This window comes from Streptomyces sp. NBC_00443, from assembly GCF_036014175.1.
GTDB lineage: Bacteria > Actinomycetota > Actinomycetes > Streptomycetales > Streptomycetaceae > Streptomyces.
This window is the reverse complement of record NZ_CP107917.1, coordinates 3,605,460-3,625,348: the sequence shown is the minus strand read 5'-3', so window position 1 is coordinate 3,625,348 and position 19,889 is coordinate 3,605,460. Positions and strand designations below refer to the sequence as shown.

Annotated in this window: 14 protein-coding genes, 1 pseudogene and 1 riboswitch; of the genes and pseudogenes, 6 read left to right on the top strand and 9 right to left on the bottom strand. The window is 70.5% G+C overall.

Annotation, left to right across the window (positions count from 1 at the left end; all coding sequences use genetic code 11):
* Window positions 1-12 precede the first annotated feature (12 nt).
* On the bottom strand, window positions 13-270 hold the full coding sequence (locus OHO27_RS16010; RefSeq protein ID WP_328424466.1) for a hypothetical protein: 258 nt from the start codon (window positions 268-270) through the stop codon (window positions 13-15).
* Window positions 257-1,699 carry a PspC domain-containing protein gene (locus OHO27_RS16005; protein WP_328424464.1) on the bottom strand — a complete coding sequence of 481 codons (1,443 nt, stop codon included), beginning with the start codon at window positions 1,697-1,699 and terminating at the stop codon, window positions 257-259. Before OHO27_RS16005 ends, OHO27_RS16010 begins: the two co-directional genes overlap by 14 nt.
* Window positions 1,700-1,877: 178 nt before the next feature.
* Here OHO27_RS16005 and OHO27_RS16000 point away from each other — a divergent pair, with 178 nt between their 5' ends.
* Both OHO27_RS16000 and OHO27_RS15995 read left to right on the top strand, forming a co-directional pair.
* Window positions 1,878-3,167, top strand: a complete 1,290-nt coding sequence (locus OHO27_RS16000; RefSeq protein WP_328424462.1) for an ATP-binding protein — start codon at window positions 1,878-1,880, stop codon at window positions 3,165-3,167.
* Window positions 3,164-3,883 carry a response regulator transcription factor gene (locus tag OHO27_RS15995; RefSeq protein WP_328424460.1) on the top strand — a complete coding sequence of 240 codons (720 nt, stop codon included), beginning with the start codon at window positions 3,164-3,166 and terminating at the stop codon, window positions 3,881-3,883. Before OHO27_RS16000 ends, OHO27_RS15995 begins: the two co-directional genes overlap by 4 nt.
* 82 nt (window positions 3,884-3,965) lie before the next feature.
* Here OHO27_RS15995 and OHO27_RS15990 read toward each other — a convergent pair whose 3' ends face one another.
* Window positions 3,966-5,036: a C40 family peptidase gene (locus OHO27_RS15990; RefSeq protein WP_328424458.1), complete on the bottom strand. Its 1,071-nt coding sequence runs from the start codon at window positions 5,034-5,036 to the stop codon at window positions 3,966-3,968.
* Window positions 5,037-5,556: 520 nt separating this feature from the next.
* Here OHO27_RS15990 and OHO27_RS15985 point away from each other — a divergent pair.
* Window positions 5,557-5,910: a hypothetical protein gene (locus OHO27_RS15985; protein WP_190072506.1), complete on the top strand. Its 354-nt coding sequence runs from the start codon at window positions 5,557-5,559 to the stop codon at window positions 5,908-5,910.
* On the opposite strand, the pseudogene OHO27_RS15980 reads toward OHO27_RS15985, so the two are convergent.
* Together OHO27_RS15980 and OHO27_RS15975 are read right to left on the bottom strand one after the other, a co-directional pair.
* Window positions 5,888-6,843, bottom strand: a pseudogene (locus tag OHO27_RS15980) (tellurite resistance/C4-dicarboxylate transporter family protein); the annotation flags it as partial. The gene OHO27_RS15985 and the pseudogene OHO27_RS15980 sit on opposite strands and share 23 nt — an antisense overlap.
* Window positions 6,844-7,212: 369 nt before the next feature.
* Window positions 7,213-8,379 carry a C40 family peptidase gene (locus OHO27_RS15975; protein ID WP_328424454.1) on the bottom strand — a complete coding sequence of 389 codons (1,167 nt, stop codon included), beginning with the start codon at window positions 8,377-8,379 and terminating at the stop codon, window positions 7,213-7,215.
* Window positions 8,380-8,387: 8 nt separating this feature from the next.
* Window positions 8,388-8,556, bottom strand: a riboswitch (cyclic di-AMP (ydaO/yuaA leader).
* A gap of 365 nt (window positions 8,557-8,921) precedes the next feature.
* Here OHO27_RS15975 and pcrA point away from each other — a divergent pair.
* A complete protein-coding gene (pcrA, locus tag OHO27_RS15970; RefSeq protein ID WP_328424452.1) occupies window positions 8,922-11,411 on the top strand; it encodes a DNA helicase PcrA in 2,490 nt (829 codons plus the stop codon).
* A gap of 95 nt (window positions 11,412-11,506) precedes the next feature.
* Here the strand turns inward: pcrA and OHO27_RS15965 are convergent, their stop codons facing one another.
* Together OHO27_RS15965 and OHO27_RS15960 are read right to left on the bottom strand one after the other, a co-directional pair.
* Complete coding sequence (locus tag OHO27_RS15965; protein WP_328424450.1) at window positions 11,507-12,976, bottom strand: M23 family metallopeptidase; 1,470 nt, start codon at window positions 12,974-12,976, stop codon at window positions 11,507-11,509.
* Window positions 12,977-13,267: 291 nt separating this feature from the next.
* Window positions 13,268-14,128 carry an esterase/lipase family protein gene (locus OHO27_RS15960; protein WP_328424448.1) on the bottom strand — a complete coding sequence of 287 codons (861 nt, stop codon included), beginning with the start codon at window positions 14,126-14,128 and terminating at the stop codon, window positions 13,268-13,270.
* A gap of 647 nt (window positions 14,129-14,775) precedes the next feature.
* On the opposite strand from OHO27_RS15960, the gene OHO27_RS15955 reads away from it, so the two are divergent.
* A complete protein-coding gene (locus OHO27_RS15955; RefSeq protein ID WP_328430457.1) occupies window positions 14,776-15,198 on the top strand; it encodes a cobalamin B12-binding domain-containing protein in 423 nt (140 codons plus the stop codon).
* Between the two features lie 89 nt (window positions 15,199-15,287).
* Here OHO27_RS15955 and OHO27_RS15950 read toward each other — a convergent pair whose 3' ends face one another.
* Both OHO27_RS15950 and OHO27_RS15945 read right to left on the bottom strand, forming a co-directional pair.
* Entirely contained in the window at window positions 15,288-16,919 is a 1,632-nt protein-coding gene (locus OHO27_RS15950) for a DUF5691 domain-containing protein (protein WP_328424446.1), read from the bottom strand.
* A 106-nt stretch (window positions 16,920-17,025) separates the two neighbouring features.
* Window positions 17,026-18,384: an SWIM zinc finger family protein gene (locus OHO27_RS15945; protein ID WP_328424444.1), complete on the bottom strand. Its 1,359-nt coding sequence runs from the start codon at window positions 18,382-18,384 to the stop codon at window positions 17,026-17,028.
* A 166-nt stretch (window positions 18,385-18,550) separates the two neighbouring features.
* On the opposite strand from OHO27_RS15945, the gene OHO27_RS15940 reads away from it, so the two are divergent.
* Window positions 18,551-19,681 carry an ATP-binding protein gene (locus OHO27_RS15940; RefSeq protein WP_328424442.1) on the top strand — a complete coding sequence of 377 codons (1,131 nt, stop codon included), beginning with the start codon at window positions 18,551-18,553 and terminating at the stop codon, window positions 19,679-19,681.
* Window positions 19,682-19,889 lie beyond the last annotated feature (208 nt).

Genomic DNA, 19,889 nt, shown 5'->3' with positions numbered 1-19,889 from the left:
CAGTGGAGTGCTTCACGGTTTGAGATTCGGGGCCGGGTCCGGGGGTGTCGGGTGGTCTCTGGGCGGAGTAGTGGAGCTGCGACGTCTGCGGATTCCCCGGGCCGTGAGCGCCACCGCGGCTGCCAGGCAGAGGCCGCCGATCACCATGGGGATCACCACGAACCATGGGGTCTCCCAGGCGTCGCCCGCGTCTCCGACGTAGATGATGCCCGCGAGGGTCAGGAAGGTGCCGGCGACCAGCCTTCCGGGCTGGAACTCATGACGTAGCACGGGTCACCTCCGCCTGTCCCACGCCGACGCTCAGGTCGAGGTCCAGCGTGCCCGTCTCCTTGGTGCCCTTGGCCGGTGTCAGGGTCAGCTCCTTGTGCTTGCCCGGTGCCACGTCCACATCCTGCTTGTCGTCACCCGGCAGCTGGATGTCGCCCACCCCCACGTCGATGCTCAACTCCACGGTCACGTCCTTGGGGACGATCACCTTGAGTTGGCCCACCCCCACGTCTGCTCTCGTCGTCACCGTCTGGTTGTCGGTGAGGTCGAGGCGGGTCAGGTCGAGAGTGCCGACGCCGGTGCCCAGGTCGTACTGCTGCCGGACGTCGGTCACGGCCGCCGGGCGCCAGCTTCTCTCTACCCAGTGGGTGCTGATGTCCTTGGGCAATGCTGCCGAGGCGGCCAGCAGGCCCGCGGTGATGATTGCCAGGAAGATGGAGCCCGCTCCCGTGCGGCCCAGGAACGCGCTCACCGCTATGCCCAGGCCGAGGACGAGCAGTGCGCAGGCCAGGCCGGTCTGCAGGCTGGTTCCGAGCGCTCGGTCCGCCCAGGTCGCGCTGGTGCCGAGGGCGCCCGCGAGCAGGGCCAGCAGGAACACCCAGCCGCCGATCCAGCGGGGGCCGCGTTGCTTCGGCTGCTGAGGAAGCCGGGTGCGTATGTCCTGGCGGCTGCTCCAGGTCGTGCCGAGGCTGATGTTGACCGCCGCCGCGATGTCGCGGTCGCGGGAGTCGCCGGGACCCCAGAGATAGCCGGTGCCGCCCTCGTGCGTGCCGTCCTTCACGATGGGTTCGCGCCACCAGGAGGAGAAGGCGGCGGGGACCGGTGGGGCCTGGGCCTCCGGCGGGGCGTCGGCGACGGCCTGGGCGGCGAGCGGGTCGGGGTCGGGGGTGCTGCGGTGCCGCGACCAGTAGCCGGCTCCGGCGAGGAGGAGGGAGAGGACCACGGCGAAGGCCAGCACACCGGCGTTCTTCAGCAGGGTCAGCAGGACGCCGCAGCCGACCAGCGCGAACAGCACGGCCGTCAGCGCCTGGCCGTCCACGCGGCCGGTCAGCAGCTTGCGCACCTCGTTCTCGTCCTCGTCGTCGTACGGGACGAAGAGCCAGGCGAAGCCGTAGAAAATGAGGCCGATGCCGCCGGTCGCGGAGAGGACGGCGAGGGTGATCCGGAAGATCACCGGGTCCATGTCGCACTGTCTTCCGAGCCCCGCGCAGACGCCGGCCAGCATCTTGTGCCGGCGGTCGCGCCGGAACCTGTGCGGCGGTTCGAGTGCGCCCGCCTCCTCGGACGGGACTGCTTCTCCGCTTTCTCCGCCCGTGCGCACGCGGGGTTCCTCACCCGCGGCGCTCGCGGGTGCCGCGTCGGACGTCGTGCCCGCGGTGGGCACGGCGTCCGGCTCGGGCACGGAGTCCGCGGCGTGCTGGTGATCTGTCATGTGTCCATGGTGACGGGCGGGTCGGCGTGGCGGGAGTCGGAATGACCCTGGTCGGACCCTGATATCGGCCCTGAGGCGGCTGCGGGGAACCGTTCGAGGCGGTGAATGTCGAAGATCAGGGGAGTATCGGGGGTCGACCCTGATGCTCCGGTGCTCCGACCGTGTGAACATCGATGGCATGCCGGAAGCCGCAGCAGCGCCACTCGTCGAACCGCGGCCGCCGCGCAAGCTCTACCGCAGCAGCGACGGACGTTGGCTCGGGGGCGTGGCGCGGGGGCTCGCCGGGCATCTCGGCCTGCCCGTCATCTGGGTGCGACTCGTCTTCGTCGGCCTGTTCATGGCGGACGGCCTCGGTGCGTTGCTGTATGCCGCGTTCTGGTTCTTCGTGCCGCTCGGCGTCGGCGGCGTCGACGCGCAGAAGCCGTCGACCTTCACCACCGAGACCGCGACCGACGGCCGCCGCAGACTCGTCGCCCGCAAGCCGGACAAGGGGCAGATCGTCGCCCTGCTCCTCATGGTCGTGGTCGCGATGGTCTTCGTCGGCAGCGTGGACCTGGGAAGCGGCGCCAAGGCCTATCTTCTTCCCGCCGTGCTCGTCGGCGCGGGCGTCGCCCTGGTCTGGCGCCAGGCGGACAACGCCCGCCGGGCCCGCTGGATGGAGGCCGGGCGGCGTCGGCGCACCCTTACTCTCCTGCGCGCCGCGGGCGGCGTCGTGCTGGTCACGGCCGGCGTCTCCGGCATCTTCGTCCTGCAGGGCTCCGCCGCCCACCTCGGCTCGGTCCTGCAGGCGGCGTTGGCAGTCCTCGTCGGCATAACACTCCTCGCGGGCCCGTACCTGGTCCGGATGACCCAGGACCTCTCCGAGGAGCGCCTGATGCGCATCCGCGCCCAGGAGCGCGCCGAGGTCGCCGCGCATGTCCACGATTCGGTGCTGCACACCCTGACCCTGATCCAGCGCAACGCGGAGAACGCGAACGAGGTCCGCCGCCTCGCCCGAGCCCAGGAGCGCGACCTGCGCACCTGGCTCTACAAACCCGAGGGAACCGGCAAGGACGAGGCCGACGAACCCACCAACCTGGCCGACGCGGTCCGGCGTAACGCCGCCGAGATCGAGGACAAGCACGGCGTCCCCATAGAGGTCGTGGTCGTCGGTGACTGCCCGCTCGACGAGAAAATCGCCGCACAGATGCAAGCCGCGCGCGAGGCTATGGTGAACGCCGCGAAGTACGGTGGCGAGGGCGGCGCCGTGCAGGTCTACGCCGAGGTGGAGGGCAAGACCGTCTTCGTGTCCGTCCGGGACCGCGGTCCGGGCTTCGACCTCGACTCGATACCCGCCGACCGCATGGGCGTCAGAGAATCGATCATCGGCCGCATGGAGCGCAACGGCGGTACGGCCCGGCTCCGGGCGGTGCCCGGCGGTGGCACGGAGGTCGAGCTGGAGATGGAGAGGGCGGAGAAGACGTCATGAGCGACCCGACCGAGGCGAACGAGCCAGTGGAGTCGACCGGCGGGAGCGCGGGCGAGCGACACGTGCGCGTGGTCCTCGTCGACGACCACCGCATGTTCCGTACGGGAGTCCAGGCCGAGATCGGCCGGACCGAGCAGACCGGCGTCGAAGTCGTCGGAGAGGCCGCGGACGTCGACCAGGCGGTCACGGTCATCACCGCGACCCGTCCCGAGGTCGTCCTCCTCGACGTGCACCTCCCGGGCGGCGGCGGGGTCGAAGTCCTGCGCCGCTGCGCTCCGTTGATGGGCGACGCCGAGCAGCCCGTCCGCTTCCTCGCACTGTCCGTCTCGGACGCGGCGGAGGATGTGATCGGGGTGATCCGGGGCGGTGCGCGCGGGTATGTGACGAAGACGATCACCGGCACCGATCTGGTCGACTCCATCTTCCGGGTCCAGGAGGGCGACGCGGTGTTCTCGCCGCGCCTCGCCGGGTTCGTACTGGACGCCTTCGCGTCGACGGACGCGCCGCCGGTCGACGAGGACCTCGACCGGCTCACTCAGCGCGAGCGGGAGGTGCTGCGGCTGATTGCGCGGGGGTACGCGTACAAGGAGATCGCCAAGCAGCTGTTCATCTCCGTCAAGACGGTCGAGTCCCATGTGTCGGCGGTTCTGAGGAAGCTTCAGCTGTCCAACCGGCACGAGCTGACGCGGTGGGCCACGGCGCGGCGTCTGGTGTGACGCCGGGCTCCGGTTCGGCGGGCCGGAGTTCGCGGCCGAGCCGGGGTACGGCGGGGGCGGGGTACGGCGGGTCCGTGCCGGTTCACACCACGCGCGTGGCCCCCGCGAACGGCATCTCGTCCAGCGGGGCCACCCGGACCGGGGCCGAGGGGTTCGGGGCGTGGATCATCTGGCCGTTGCCGATGTAGAGGCCGACGTGGCTGATGCCGGAGTAGAAGAACACCAGGTCGCCCGGGAGCAGTTCGGAGCGGGAGACGCGGCGGCCGGAGTCGATCTGGGCGTAGGTCGTGCGGGGGAGGGAGAGGCCCGCCGAGCGGTACGCGGCCTGGGTGAGGCCGGAGCAGTCGAAGGCGTTCGGACCGGTCGCGCCCCAGACGTAGGGGCTGCCGAGTTTGGAGTACGCGTACGAGATGGCTGACGCCGCGCGGGCGTTGGGTGCCTGGGCTGTAGCTGAGCCGGGGGTCGTCAGGGCGTCTCGGGAGCCTGTCGAGGACCGGGCCGCGCGGTCGGTGCCGCCGCTCGCGCTCTGGAGGCGGGCGCGCTCCTCGGCGGTCAATTGGGTGAGCAGAGTGCGGGCGCCGTCCAGCTTGTCGGTGATCGTTTTCCTGTGACCTTGCAGTTCCGTCTGGCGGGACTGCAACGAAGTCAGTTCGATGCGTGCTGCCCCGCGCAGCCGCTCGATCTCGCGTAGTTGTCTGCGGACGCTCGCGACGGATGTCGCCTGACGGTTGCCGGCGCGTTCCGCGAACTCCGCGCCGTCGAGGTAGCGGTCGGGGTCATTGGAGAGCGCCAGCTGGAGGGCCGGGTCGACGCCGCCGTCGCGGTACTGCGCCGCTGCCATCGAACCGAGCGTCTCGCGCGCCGAGTTGAGCTTCTCCGTCTTGCGGGCGGCCTCGTCCTGCAACGACCTGATCCGCTGCTCGGCAGCGTCCGCCTTCTCCTTCGCGCCGTTGTACTTCTCGGTCGCGACCTCCGCCTCGTGGTACAGCTTGTCCACCTTCGCCTTGACCTGGGCCGGTGTCAGCTGCGGTTCGGCGTGTCCGGTCCCGTCGAAGCCCGTCGCCGTCGCCGCGCCCGCAAGGGCGATCGTCCATGCCGTGCGGGCCGTACTGCCGCCGACCGAGCGCTGACGGGGCTTTCGGTGCGCTGCCACGTGGACTGCACGTCCTTTCGTACGACCGCCTCGTCCCGCACGTCCGCCACGACAGCCTGGGGGAGCGGACGTACGGCTGCCCGCGGGCGGATTACGCGTCCGGCGACGGCCCACACAGGGGGAGCGGGCCGCCGCCGGACCTTTCTCGGCGGTGGTGTCCGACTGCCGCCCCTGGCCCGGGCGGCGGTGGGGAGCCGGTCACCTGGTGGAGGACGCTAAACCTGAGTGTGTCGGGGTGGTAACGCGTTGTGCGGAAGTGCCGGGAGCGGATCGTTGCGTGACCGTAAGTGAGCGTGATCGCGGGATGGGGGCGCCTTGTTCACGCTGTGTGCTGACCGATGTGACGGAATGGGGGGTGGGTGGGGGCGGCGGGGTGCTATGGGGCGCATATATGCAAGATCGGGACGGGGCGGGTGCGGGGCGGGGGCAGGGTCGGGGGTGGGCACGGTGGGGGCACGGAGCGGGGAAGGCGCCGGGGCGGTGATGGGTGCCTGACTGGGGCTGATTAGGCTCCGGCCTCATGGACGTACTCATCCACCTCTTCGTCGGTCTGCACATCATCGGTATCGCCGCGTTGCTCGGTGGTTTCTTCACTCAGATGAAGGCGATGGGCCAGGGCACAGCCCGGTTCGTGCCCGCGATGCTGCACGGCGCGCTGACCATGCTGGTCACCGGTGTGATCCTCGTCGGCCTCAATCAGGCGGACGATCAGTCTGTCGACAACATCAAGATCGGCGTGAAGCTGGCGCTGCTGATCGTGATCCTCGGGCTGGTGTATGTGAAGCGGGACGAGGAGACGGTGGACAAGCGGCTCTTCGGGTTGGTGGGGCTGCTGACCATGGTGAACGTCTTCATCGCCGTTCTGTGGACGTGACTTCGGTGTAGCTCAGTACCGCGCCTGCGGTGACCGCCAGCCATGCCGCCACTGCGATCCACAGCAGTGCTTCGCCGGGGGTCCTGAGCCAAGGGACGTCCACTGCGGTGGCGACGGAGAGGGTCCCTGCGGCGGTCATGCCCATGGGGAACACGGTTGCCCAGCGGCGTACGTCGTAGCGCAGCCGTGGCCGGCCGATCTCGGCGAGGAGCAGCACGAGGTACCAGGCCAGGTCCAGGACCAGCAGGGCGATGGTCACTGTGCGCAGGACGTCGGTTTCGTCCTCGTTCCAGAGGTACAGGCTCGGGCTGTCGGCGGACAGGAGCCTCGAGCCGGCGAGGGCGGAGATGGCGAGGGCGCCGCCTGCCACCCAGTGGTCGCCTGCGCCCTCGGTCACTTGCCGCAGGTCGAAGCGGGTCAGGGCGATGACGTAGAGCACGAGGCCGAGCCAGAACAGCACGAGTGCCGTGCGGGCGAGCCATGCCGTGGACTCGGTCGCGGCGAGGGTTGCGGCCAGGACGGCCAGGCCCTCGGTCGCCACGCAGCCGAGGAATACCGCGCCGGGCATCCGGGGGCGCCAGCGCACCACTACGGCGATGAGGAGACCCGGCCAGAGCAGGGCCGCCAGGGCCAGGAGGGCCTTGGCGAGGGGTTGCCAGCCGAGGGTGGCGAAGCGGGTGCCGAGAACCGTCGTTGCGGCGACGGCGGTGAGGGCGGCGGGGGTGGCGGCCTCTTTGAGCCACCTGGCTCGGTCCCGCAGGATCCTTGCGGTGAAGTCACCGGCGAGGGCCAGCCAGGCCGCGGAGGCGAGGGCGAGGGCGATTCGGGACAGGGTTTCGTAGCCGGTCTGGTGGAGGGCGACCGAGAGAATGCCGGTTGCCATGACGGCTGCGCCGGCTGCGGGGGACGTTGCGACCACCAGGTGGGGAGGGGGACGGGGAGGTGGTCGTGGGGGCGGGCATGGGGTCGATGCTAGGGAGTGGGGGTGTGGGGTGGGTGGGGGCACGCGCGCGTGTGGGGTGAAATGCGGAGCGGTTGAGCGCCGGATGCCTGCGGCGGCCCGCGCCGGTGAGTGGGGGTTCGCGTAGCGCCTGCGGCCGGTGGGTGGGTCGGGGCTGTGCCGGGGGTGTCCGTCCTCGGTCGGGCGGTTGCTGTCTCTTGAGAGGTGCTGTTTCTTGACGCCCGCCGCTGAGGGCGGACACCCCCGGCACGGCCCCTTGCCGCCGTACGCGGGTGCGGGTGCGTTTCGCGCCACTACGCGCGCGTGGTGCACAGTCTCCGCCACGCGCGCGTGTGTGCTCGTCAGGCCGGGCGGACCACGCTGTGGATCGACGACTCTCCGTCGTAGAAGATCGATTCCTCGCGGACGTACGCGCCGGGCTTCGGGGCGTGGATCATCATGCCGTTGCCTATGTAGAGGCCCACATGCGTGATGTCGTCGTAGAAGAAGACCAGGTCGCCGGGCTGGGCGCTGGAGACGGGGACCGTGGTGCCGGCGTTGACCTGGTCGTAGGTGACGCGGGGGATGTCGACGCCTGCGGCCTTCCAGGCGGCCTGGGTGAGGCCCGAGCAGTCGAACGAGTCGGGGCCGGTGGCACCCCAGACGTACGGCTTGCCCACCTGGGAGCGGGCGAAGGCCAGGGCCTTCTCGGCCTTGGTGGCGTACGAGGGGTCCGACGCGGACGAGTCGGAGGAGGACGAGTCGGACGAGGAGTCGTTGCTCTCCTGCTGCTGGGCCGCCTCCTGGCGCTCACGCTCAGCCGCCTCTTGCCGGCGGGCCAGTTCCGCCGCCTTGCGGGCGGCCTCCTCCTGCTTGCGCTTCTCGATCGCGGCGAGGCGGGCCTTCTCCTCCGCCGTCAGCTTGGAGAGCAGTTCGCGTGCGTCGGCGAGCTTCTTCTGGACGGTGGACTTGGACGTCTGCAGGTCGTTCTGCGACTCGGTGAGCGTTTCGAGGCTCTGGGCGGCCTCCTGGCGCTTCTTCATCGTCGCGGACTGTTGGGTGAAGTAGTCGTCGACCGACTCCTTCTGACGGCCCGTCATGCGGTCCATCAGCTGGGTCTGGTCGAAGTAGTCCTGCGGGGTGTCCGCCAGGAGGAAGGTCGCCGTGTCGGGGGCAGAGGCTCCCGTGCGGTACTGGGCGGCCGCGTTGCGGCCGAGCTCCTCGCGTGCGTCGTTGAGCTTCTGGGTGCGCTGGGCCACGTCGTCGAGGAGGGTGTCGACGCGCTTGCGCTGTTTCGCGGTCTTCTCCTTGGCCGCGTTGTACTTCTCGGTCGCCGACTCCGCCTGGCGGTAGAGGTCGTCGACCTTCTTCTCGACCTCCTCGAGGCTCGGCTTGTCGTCCGTCGAGGGGCTCGCGTTGGCCGTCTGGGACAGCAGGGCGACGGAGGTGAGGGCCGCCGTGGCGAGGGCGGGGGTCCGTATGCCTGCTACGCGCGTACCAGCGGGACGCGACTTGCGGTGCGACGCCAAGGGAGGCGACTCCTTCCATGCTCCGCCTACCGAGTTAGCTGTCGGGTTCGGGCGGGTGGTTCGGAAGGGTTGCCCTACGGCCGCTCCCCGGGCGGGAGTCGGGCCGATTCACCCCAAGTTCGGTGGGTCCCCGGCTCCGGGTGCACGGCTGCGCTCCGGACTCGGCGGAGGCCGTGCGGCCCGGCGTCGTTCGCCGGTGGGGGTCGTACGGCCTGTCTGGCACGGTAGCCAACTCGTGTGGCCCCTGTGAAGGTTGATGTTCGATATGCCCGATACATTTTCGTGACCTTGGCGATGTGTGTCGTGGATCGCGGTCGGTATGGGGCTGTTGATGGCGTATTGCCGATGTTTGCGTGGGTGGGGTGTGTGTCAGTGGAATTGGGTTGGTTGGGTTCGGGGGGTTGCGGATCGTAATGGGATGGTTCTGGAGGGTGAGGGGGGTGCTTGGATGTGCGGGGTTTGAAGATCGGTGAGTGCTGAAACAGGTGATGTTCTCAGGGCGGCGGCGGGCTGTCAGTGGGGCGCCCTAGACTCGGAGAGCGATGAGCAGCCTCTTTGACGACAGCTTCCTGGCGGACCTCCAGGCCCCGCGGGCCCATGCGGACGAACCCCCGCCACCGCCCGAGGACGATCACACTCCGGAGCCGGTTCCGGACGATCTGTTCGACGGGAAGTTCGACGTGCCGCCGGACCGGGACGACTACTACCGCGACGGCGCCCCGCGCCCGGCCCTCGACGCGGCCGCGCTGCTGGAGGGGCTGAACGAGAACCAGCGTGCGGCCGTCGTCCACTCCGGCAGCCCGCTGCTCATCGTGGCCGGTGCCGGGTCAGGCAAGACGCGTGTGCTCACCCATCGCATCGCGCACCTGCTGGCCGAGCGGAATGTGCATCCGGGGCAGATCCTCGCGATCACCTTCACCAACAAGGCCGCGGGCGAGATGAAGGAGCGCGTCGAGCAGCTCGTCGGCCCGCGCGCGAACGCCATGTGGGTGATGACCTTCCACAGCGCGTGCGTGCGCATCCTGCGCAGAGAGAGCAAGAAGCTCGGGTTCACCTCGTCCTTCTCGATCTACGACGCTGCCGACAGCAAGCGGCTGATGGCGCTGGTATGCCGTGATCTGGATCTCGACCCCAAGCGGTTTCCGCCCAAGTCCTTCAGCGCCAAGATCAGCAATCTGAAGAACGAGCTGATCGACGAGGAGGACTTCGCCGCCCAGGCGACGGACGGCTTCGAGAAGACCCTCGCTCAGGCGTATGCCTTGTACCAGTCGCGGTTGCGGGAGGCCAACGCTCTCGACTTCGACGACCTGATCATGACGACGGTCAATCTGCTCCGCGCCTTCCCGGACGTCGCCGAGCACTACCGCCGTCGTTTCCGGCATGTGCTGGTGGATGAGTATCAGGACACCAACCACGCGCAGTACGCGCTGGTGCGCGAGCTCGTCGGTACCAGTGAGCACCCCGTCGACGTGCCGCCGAACGACTACGACATCCCGCCCGCCGAGCTGTGCGTGGTGGGTGACGCCGACCAGTCGATCTACGCCTTCCGGGGCGCCACCATCCGAAACATCCTCCAGTTCGAGGAGGACTACCCGGACGCGACGACGATCCTGCTGGAGCAGAACTACCGCTCCAGCCAGACGATCCTGACCGCCGCCAACGCGGTCATCGAGCGCAACGAGTCGCGGCGCCCCAAGAACCTGTGGACCAACGCGGGCGCGGGCGCGCGCATCACCGGCTATGTCGCGGACACCGAGCATGACGAGGCGCAGTTCGTCGCCGAGGAGATAGACCGACTGACGGACGCGGGCGACGCGAAGGCCGGCGACGTCGCCGTCTTCTACCGGACGAACGCCCAGTCCCGTGTCTTCGAGGAAATCTTCATCCGCGTCGGGCTGCCCTACAAGGTCGTCGGCGGGGTCCGCTTCTACGAGCGCAAAGAGGTCCGGGACGTCCTGGCCTACCTGCGGGTGCTGGCCAACCCCGAGGACTCCGTGCCGCTGCGGCGGATCCTGAACGTCCCGAAGCGGGGCATCGGTGATCGCGCCGAGGCGATGATCGACGCGCTTTCACAGCGGGAGAAGATCAGCTTCCCGCAGGCGCTGAAGCGCGTCGACGAGGCGTACGGGATGGCCGCACGGTCGACGAACGCCGTCAGGCGGTTCAACACGCTGATGGAGGAGCTCCGTACGATCGTCGAGTCCGGCGTCGGGCCGGCGACCGTTCTGGAGGCGGTCCTCGAACGGACCGGGTACCTGGCCGAGTTGCAGGCCTCCACCGATCCTCAGGACGAGACCCGGATCGAGAACCTTCAGGAACTCGCGGCCGTGGCCCTGGAGTTCGAGCAGGAATCGGCTGAGGGTGAGGCGGCCTCCGGTGGGCTCGCGGCCTTCCTGGAGCGGGTCGCGCTCGTCGCCGACTCCGACCAGATTCCGGACGAGGAGGAGGACGGCTCCGGTGTCATCACCCTGATGACCCTGCACACGGCCAAGGGCCTGGAGTTCCCGGTCGTCTTCCTCACCGGCATGGAGGACGGCGTCTTCCCGCACATGCGCGCCCTCGGCCAGGCCAAGGAGCTGGAGGAGGAGCGGCGGCTCGCGTACGTCGGCATCACACGCGCGCGTGAGCGGCTGTATCTGACGCGCTCGTCGATGCGGAGTGCGTGGGGGCAGCCTTCGTACAACCCGCCGTCCCGCTTCCTGGAGGAGATCCCGGCGGCGCACGTGGACTGGAAGCGGACGGGGGCGACCTCACCCGTGTCGTCCGGTCCGGCGGCCGGTGTGGCGGCCTCGCTGTCCTCGTCCCGCTCGCGCTCCTCGGCTTCGGGGGCGTCCGGATTCGCCACCCGGCGGACCTCGGAGAAGCCGGTCGTCCAGCTGGCGGTGGGGGACCGGGTCACGCACGACCAGTTCGGGCTCGGCACCGTGACGGCGGTCAAGGGCACGGGTGGGAACGCCGAGGCGACGATCGACTTCGGGGACACCAAGCCGAAGCGGTTGCTACTGCGGTATGCGCCGGTGGAGAAGCTGTAGCGCTGACAAGTGTGCGTCCCCGCTGAGGTGTTGAGGAGCGGGGGCGCCGAGCGCACCAGGCAGTCGGCGGTTGCCGAGGACGTCGGCCGGGCTGCCTACGACGGGTCGAGGCCGTGGCTGCGCAGCCAGGACAGTGGGTCTATCGCCGAGCCGCCGCCGGGTCGCACCTCGAAGTGCAGGTGCGGGCCGGTCGAGTTGCCGGAGTTGCCGGAGTACGCGATCGGGTCGCCGGCCTTCACCGTCGTACCGGAGGCGACGCGGTAGCTGGAGAGGTGGCAGTACCACGTCTCCGTGCCGTCCTTCGCGGTCACGATCATCATGTTGCCGTAGGCGCTGTTCCACTGTGTGCGGACAGTGCCGTCGGTCGCGGACATCACCGTCGTGCCGTACGAGACGGGGAAGTCGATGCCGCTGTGGATGGACATCCAGTTGATGCCGGACTGGCCGAAATAGGCGCTGAGGCCGTGCTGCGCGACCGGAACCGCGAACTTCGGGCGCAGCCGCTCCTTGCGGGCCGCCTCCTCGGCGGCCTTCTTCTTCTCGGCCGCCTGCTGGGCCTTGAGGTCGATGCGCTCCTGCGTACGGCTGGCCCGGTCGGCGAAGTCGTCGGCGCCGGCGGAGAGGCTCTCGAGCTGGGTGTCCAGCTTGTTGTTCGCCGTGGACGGCTTCACGGCCTCGCCCGCCGAGGCCAGCGTGGACGACGCTTCCTTGTCGTCGGTCAGGCTGCCGACGGAGGCTGCGGCGATTCCCGCGACGCCCATCACGCACGCCGAGGGCACAGCGACCGTCAGCAGGGCGGAGCGCTTGGGGGGCGTGCGGCGGCGGGAGCGAGCCCCGCTGCGGGAGGCAGCGCGCGGGGAAGGGGGCGGAGCGGTCTCCTCCTGGTCGTCCAGGAGGGGCGTCACGGCGGGGAGTTCGCCGGTGGCGGTCAACTCGGCGTCGCCATGGGCGGGGTCGTCGTACGCCGTCGGGTCCAGGTGTTCGAAGTGCGCGGTCGCCTGCTGATCGAAGGATTCTGCTGAGTGCTCGTACTCGTCGATCGCCTGCGAGCCGGTGTCGATGCCGCTGTCGGAGTTCCACTGCGTGGCGTCGTACGCGCCCGTGTCGAAAGTCTGCGTGCCCCATTCCCAGTGCTGGGTCTGGTCGGCCGGGGCGCCGGACTGGTCGGGCTGGAGCCAGGCGTTCGCGTCCCACTGGCCCGAGGTGTCGTGGCCGTTGGCCTGCTGGGGGACGAAGGCGAGTCGCTCGTGGTCGGTCGTCCAGGCGGTGGTGTCGTACGCGCCGGTGTCGTAGGCGGCGTGGTGCTGGGCCGCGTAGGCGTCGTAGTTCGAGGTGTGGTGGCTGCCCGTGGACCACTGCGTGGTGTCGTACGCGCCCGTGCTCTCGCCGGGAAGGCTGCCGAACAGGGGGTCTGCGTCGAAGGTCGTGGTGGCGTGCCCGTTGGCGCCGAATCCGTTGGCGTCATAGGTGCCGTACGTGGTGGAGTCACCGTAATGGGCTTCCTGGGCGCCGTACGACGCGTAGTGCGCCGAGGCGGCATCGGAAGCCGAAGTCGGGGAGGTCATGGTCCCCGACGGGTGACGATCGTTCACCAACTTCTCTCTCGCCTCGACAACAGGGGCTGCCAGAGCAGTGCGGCGACTGTACCCGGCGGTATGCGGGCACGACAATCTTCGGCAGGTTTCACGCGCGCAGGAAACGGGCATTCGGCCGTGTTTTGGCGGACTGTGGGCGTGAGTTTGGCCTTGTGTTCGAAGATTGTTCGACGTTTGGTCAGCTGTCCTGAGGCCGTGTGGCGAGTGCGGTCAAGCCGGCGGGGGGTCGTCGGTCGGGGTCGGCGGGATGCTGCGAGGTGGCTACGCCACTGTCAGACCGCCGGCCTGGGCGGTGGCCTCGGCTCCGGTTCGTGCGGTGTCGAGGGCCTGCCGGATCCCGGTCGCCACGGCAGGGTGCACGGGCAGGGCGAGATGCCCGATGCCGGTGACGCGGACGTTCTGCGCCATCAGATCCGGGTGGTCGATGCAGGCCGTCTCCAGCGGGTCCATCAGGTGGTCGAGATCGCTCCAGAAGCTCACGAAGTGGGTACGGCAGCCGGGCGCGGGCCGGGCCAGCTCCTCGATGACCTGTGAGCCGGGGCGCATCTGACGCACGATCGGGTGCGCGTTCGCCAGCGGGACGACACGGGTGCCGGAGTGCGGCGTGCCGAGCGTGACGAGGGTGCGGACCCGGAGGTCGCCGCCGAGACACTGCACGTAGTAGCGCGCTATCAGCCCGCCGAGGCTGTGGCCGACGACGTCCACCTGCCTGCTGCCGGTGCGCTCGCAGATCCCCTCTATGTGCCGGCCGAGGAGTTCGGCGGCGGTGCGGATGTCGCAGGTCAGCGGGGAGTAGTTGAGCGACTCGACCTGGTGCCTGCCGTGCTGGGCCAGGCTGCGGCGCAGCAGGACGAAGACGGAGCGGTTGTCGATGAAGCCGTGCAGCAGGACGACGGGGGGATTGGTCTCCGTCGGCAGCTGGGCGGTGTCCTGCGCGGGGAGCTGCGGGGTGGGCCGGCGCTCCTGTGCGATGCCGGAGGGGTACAGCAGCACGTGTCCGGCGAGGATCGCGAGCTCGAGGGCGGTCGCCTTCAGCAGGGCCAGGGAGAGGCCGGCGAGGCTGCTCGGGAGCAGGCGTCGGCAGAGCGGGAGAAAGGTGAGTACTGCCCCGGTGACCTTCATGGCCGACCTCCTTGTGGCACGCGGGAGGACGGCTCCGGCCCCCGTGTGCCCTCATGGGAAGTCGCGGTGGAGGTGGCCGGCGAGGCATGAGGAAGGCGCGTGGGGTGAGCGAGGCGCGAGAAGTGAGTCGGTCGGGTCGGCCGCGGTGCACCGATGACCTGACGGGGCTCCTTGCCGGTGTGGCGACGAGGCTCCCCGCTGTCGTGCCTTACCTGCCCTACGTGCCCTTCGTGCCAGCGTCGATGCGCCGCACCGCCACGTCGCGCGGCCTGCGGCGCGGTGGTGCGGCGACCTCGTTGCGGCTCCCGTTGCGCTTGGTCCCGCTGCGACGCGTGTACCGCAGACTGCTGCGGCGCGTGTGCCGCAGAGATGTGGAACGGTGCGCGGCGAACGTGTCCCACCGTGTGATTTCCCCCTCGCTCTGCACCGCGAAACTGCCGGTTGCGGGATGCTGGAGATAACGTTCGTTTACTTGCCCGGGCGGTGTGGCCCGGGACGTCCGTACCGTGAGGGTGCGTCCGGTGCTGTGAGCGGCGGAAAAGTGAGATACGCGCACCATGTATGACATGTGCGGCCAGTGCGGCATAACTCATATGCGAGCGGTGCTTGTCGGTACGGATGGATGTAGTCGCTTCATGGAGGCAGTGATGGGTGTGGCAGCCGGTCCGATCCGCGTAGTGGTGGCCAAGCCTGGGCTCGACGGCCATGATCGAGGGGCCAAGGTGATCGCGCGGGCGCTGCGCGACGCCGGTATGGAGGTCATCTACACCGGGCTCCACCAGACTCCCGAGCAGATCGTCGACACCGCGATCCAGGAGGACGCCGACGCGATCGGCCTGTCCATCCTCTCCGGCGCCCACAACACCCTCTTCGCCGCCGTGATCGACCTCCTCAAGGAGCGCGATGCGGACGACATCCTGATCTTCGGCGGCGGGATCATCCCCGAGGCGGACATCCCCCCGCTGAAGGAGAAGGGTGTCGCGGAGATCTTCACGCCGGGTGCGACGACTCAGGCGATCGTGGACTGGGTACGGGCGAACGTCCGGCAGCCGGCTGCCTCCGGCGGTTGAGCCGACTCCTGGTGCGGGTGGGGCGAGGGCAGCCGTCCCTGCGGGTGCCGCCCCCGGCCCCCCGCTCCGGCGCTTGAAGGGCCCTGTCCTCAATCGCCGGACCCGCTGGACGGCTCCAGTTCCTCGAGCATGGCCGCCCGCAACCGCAGCGTCGTGACCAGCCGCTGGAACGCCTCCGCCCAATAGCCCCCGGCCCCCGGCGACGCGTCCTCCGGCTCGTCCGGTACCGCCAGCAGGCCGTCGAGGCGGCTCACTTCGGTCGGGTCGAGGCAGCGCTCGGCCAGGCCCATCACTCCGCTGAAACTCCATGGATAACTCCCCGCGTCCCGCGCGATGTTGAGCGCGTCGACCACCGCCCGCCCGAGCGGCTCGGCCCAGGGCACGGTGCAGATTCCGAGCAGCTGAAACGCCTCGGACAGGCCATGCGTCGCGATGAACCCGCCGACCCATTCGGCCCGTTCGGCGGAACCCAGCGTGCCGAGTAGCTTCGCGCGCTCGGCCAGGGACACCGCACCCGGACCGCCGGCTTCCGGGGCCGAGGGTGACCCGAGGAGTGCTCTTGCCCACTCGCCGTCCCGCTGGCGCACCGCCGCCCGGCACCACGCCGCGTGCAGCTCGCCCTGCCAGTCGTCCGCCACCGGCAACGCCACGATCTCCCGAGGCGTACGTCCCCCGAGCCGCCCCGGCCACGTGCCGAGCGGCGTCGCCTCCACCAACTGGCCGAACCACCACGACCGTTCACCCCGGCCTGCCGGAGCCTTGGCCACGACACCGTCGCGCTCCATACCCGCGTCGCACTCGTGCGGCGCCTCCACGGTGATCGTCGGGGCCTCGCCTGTGTGATCGAGGGCCACACATGTCCCGGCCCGCACCGCCATCCGCGCCGCGAGTGCCGAACCCGGCAGCGCCGACAGCAACTCCGCCGCCGTCGCCCGGACATTGCGGCTCCGGTCGGCCAGCGCCTGCTCCAGGAACGGCTCGTCCTGCGGGCCCAGCCCACTGCGCAGCGAGTCGAGGAACATCAGCCGGTCCTCGGCCCGCTCCGTCGCCCACGTCGTGGCCAGCAACTCGCGCGCGGCAGCGGGCTCACCCGCGCGTATCGCGGAGAGCAGGGCGACCCGCTCGGCGAACAGTCCCTCCTGCCAGAGCTGCTGGACTTCGGCGGGGTCGTCCAGGTGGGGGAGTGCCGCGCCGCCACCCGGGGTCGCGCGCAGGGCGAACCGCCAGTCCGGGTTCAGCCGGGCGAGCCACACCGCCCGCGGGCCGGCGAACGCCAGCGCCGCCGGGCGCAGGTCCGTCCGGCCCCGCGCCGCGTCCAGCAGCGCGGGCAGCGACTGCGGGGGCGGCGCGAAACCGCGGTCGTTCGCCGTCGCGAGCCACTGGGGCAGCAACTCCATGAGGTCCGGCGCCGTGCCTCTACGGCCGCCGCCGACGCCGGGACGGTCGGTCAGCAGCATCCCCAGTCTGCGGGCCGCCGCCGAGGGCAGTGCGGGGCGAGGATCCTCGGGAGCCGGCCGCGGCCGCTGCGCTGCCGGGGCCGGCCGCAGCCCGGCACGCCGTCGTACGGTCTCCACGGCCGCCGTGTCGAGCAGTACCAGAGGTGCTTCCTGGCCCGGTGCGCAGCCGGGAGGCGTACGCCGGTCCGTGCCGAGCAGCGCCGCGGTGACGAGTTCCTCCCAGGCGCTCGGCGGCGAATCCACGGGAACCGAGGGGCTGTTCATCAGGGTCGTTCCTCTCTGCCTTCGTGCGGGGTGCCGTGGAGTGGGGGCAGGGGCCTTGGGGCCGGGTGTCCCTGGGGGAGGGGTGAGTGGGCGGAACCGGTGCCGCTCAGCACAGCTGCACAGCCTCTCCCTGCCCCTCCGGCCAGGCCGTCAGCGGGGTGAAGCCGCGGTGGCCGCACTCGCCGAACACCTTGACCGGCGCGCCGCCCGACAGCGCGACCAGGCGCCACAGGCCCGAACGGGCACGGGCGGCCGGGGTCAGTGGCAGGGCCGAGTCGGTGTCGACGTCGGCCAGTTGCCACGAGTCGCCGTCCGGCGTCGGTACGACCCGGTCCAAGGTCACCGGGACGGAGTCCAGCCACGGGTCGCCACGGAGCGCCTCGCCGTAACGGGCGGTCGCCTCGGTCGTCGTCACGCCCGGCGGCCGTGTCACCGCGGGCGCGGGCGGTGCGAACTGCTCGCCCAGAGCCGCCCGCAGCTGCCCGGCACCGGGGTACGCCGACACCTCCGCCTCCAGGGCCAGCCCCACCGGCAGCGCCAGCTCCGGTGTGCGGCCGGCGGCGCCATAGGAGAGAAGGAGTGCGGTGCGGCCCGACTCGGCGCCGTACAGCCATATCCGGCGCGTCGTCAGCTTCGTGTCCGCCGTGTCGTACTGGGCGAGGACCAGCCAGCGGTCACGGACCGGCGGGCCGTCCGCCGAGGCGGGCAGTCCGATGCGGGCGCGGACCGTGTCCCCCAAGGCGTCGGGCAGCCGCTCTCGGCGCAGCCAGCCCTGATCGAGGAGGTGGATCAGCGCGCACTCCTCCAGCAGACGCACCGGCCAGCCGGGGCCCGACGCCGGGATCGCACCCAGCTCCCGTACCCGCGCGGCCAGTCCGGGCGCCTGCGCGTCGACCATGCGGGCCGCTGTCTCCTCCCACATCCCGTACCCCGCCTGTTCCGCGTCGGCCAGGCCGCCGCGCAGCAGGTCCGCCAGGCGCTGCTCCAGCTCCGTGGCCCCCGCCGTGACGCGCACGGCCCGGCGCTCCGCACGACGCCGCGCCGCCTCCGGATCAACGGACGCCGTCGAGGAACCGGAAGCGCCCACCGTCCGCTTCTCGTCCGCGCGCTGCCTTCTCCCCTTTATCCACTCCTGCGCCCAGTCCGGTGGCTGCTGCGCAGGCGGCACCGAACCTTCTCCGCCCGCCCAGAGCAGCAGCAGCCCGAGCGCGTGCTTGCACGGGAACTTCCGGCTCGGACAACTGCACTTGTACGCGGGCCCGGACGCGTCCGCGATATCGATGACCGTCTGATACGGCTTGCTGCCACTGCCCTTGCACAGCCCCCACACCGTCCCCTCGTCGGAACTCCCCGCCTCGGACCACGGCCCTGCCGCGCCGAGTTTGCTTCCCGCTTTGCGTGATGCGGCGTCAGGTGCCAGTGCCAGCACCTGGTCCGCGGTCCAGCGCACCCCCTGCTGAGTCATGCCATCGAAGGTAGATCCCACCACTGACAATCGGCCGGGGTGGACGACCCGCGAGTGGCCCTGCGGGTGCGTTTGCGCAGGTCGGAACGCGTTGTCAGTGGCGTGGTGCAACGTGGATGCCAGATCCGAAACGGCTGAACCGGCCGAGCTGGAGGGGGACTTTGCCATGTCTGTTTCCGTAGAACCGAAATCCGTCGAAGCGGGGGAGACGGAAGCGGCCGAGGTGTTGCGACCGCACGCCGAGAACGCCTTCGCGCATGAACTCGCCGCGCTGGCCGAGCAGGACGACCGTCCGCGCCCGACCCGCTGGAAACTGTCGCCGTGGGCGGTGGCCACCTATCTGCTCGGCGGCACGCTGCCGGACGGCACGGTGATCACACCGAAGTACGTGGGCCCGCGCCGCATCGTCGAGGTCGCCGTCACCACGCTCGCCACGGACCGCGCCCTGCTCCTGCTCGGCGTGCCCGGCACCGCGAAGACGTGGGTCTCCGAGCACCTCGCCGCGGCGGTCAGCGGCGACTCGACGCTGCTGGTGCAGGGCACGGCGGGCACCCCGGAGGAGGCGATCCGCTACGGCTGGAACTACGCGCAGCTGCTCGCGCACGGCCCGAGCCGTGACGCACTCGTGCCCAGCCCCGTCATGCGGGCGATGGCGGAGGGGATGACCGCGCGGGTCGAGGAGCTGACCCGGATTCCGGCGGACGTGCAGGACACACTGATCACGATCCTGTCGGAGAAGACGCTGCCGATACCGGAGTTGGGGCAGGAGGTGCAGGCGGTCCGCGGCTTCAACCTCATCGCGACGGCCAACGACCGCGACCGTGGGGTCAACGAGCTGTCCAGCGCTCTGCGCCGCCGCTTCAACACGGTCGTGCTGCCGCTGCCGGAGACCGTCGAGGCCGAGGTGGACATCGTCTCCCGGCGTGTCGACCAGATGGGCCGCTCCCTCGACCTGCCGGCCGCCCCCGACGGCATCGACGAGATCCGCCGCGTCGTGACCGTCTTCCGCGAGCTGCGCAGCGGGGTGACCGCCGACGGCCGCACGAAGCTGAAGTCGCCGAGCGGCACGCTGTCGACGGCTGAGGCGATCTCCGTCGTCACCAACGGCCTCGCTCTGGCCGCCCACTTCGGTGATGGAGTGCTGCGCTCCGGCGATGTCGCCGCGGGCATCCTCGGCGCCGTGGTCCGCGATCCGGCGGCCGACCGGGTCGTCTGGCAGGAGTACCTGGAGGCGGTCGTGCGTGAGCGGGACGGCTGGACGGACTTCTACCGGGCGTGCCGGGAGGTGAGCGTGTGAACGAGGACGACCTTGGGTGGGGTCGCCCGAGCGGTGGGGCGAAGTCGGGCGGGTCCGTGGCGACGGATTAGGCGGATGGGGATGGTCGGGGTGACGTCGGGCGGTGGTCCGACGGGTGGGGAGGTGCGGTCGGCGGCGGCGTCCGGCGGCTGTGCCGGAGACGGGGATGGTGCTGTGAGGGGTGACGAGATGCGTCGGGAGCTGAGCG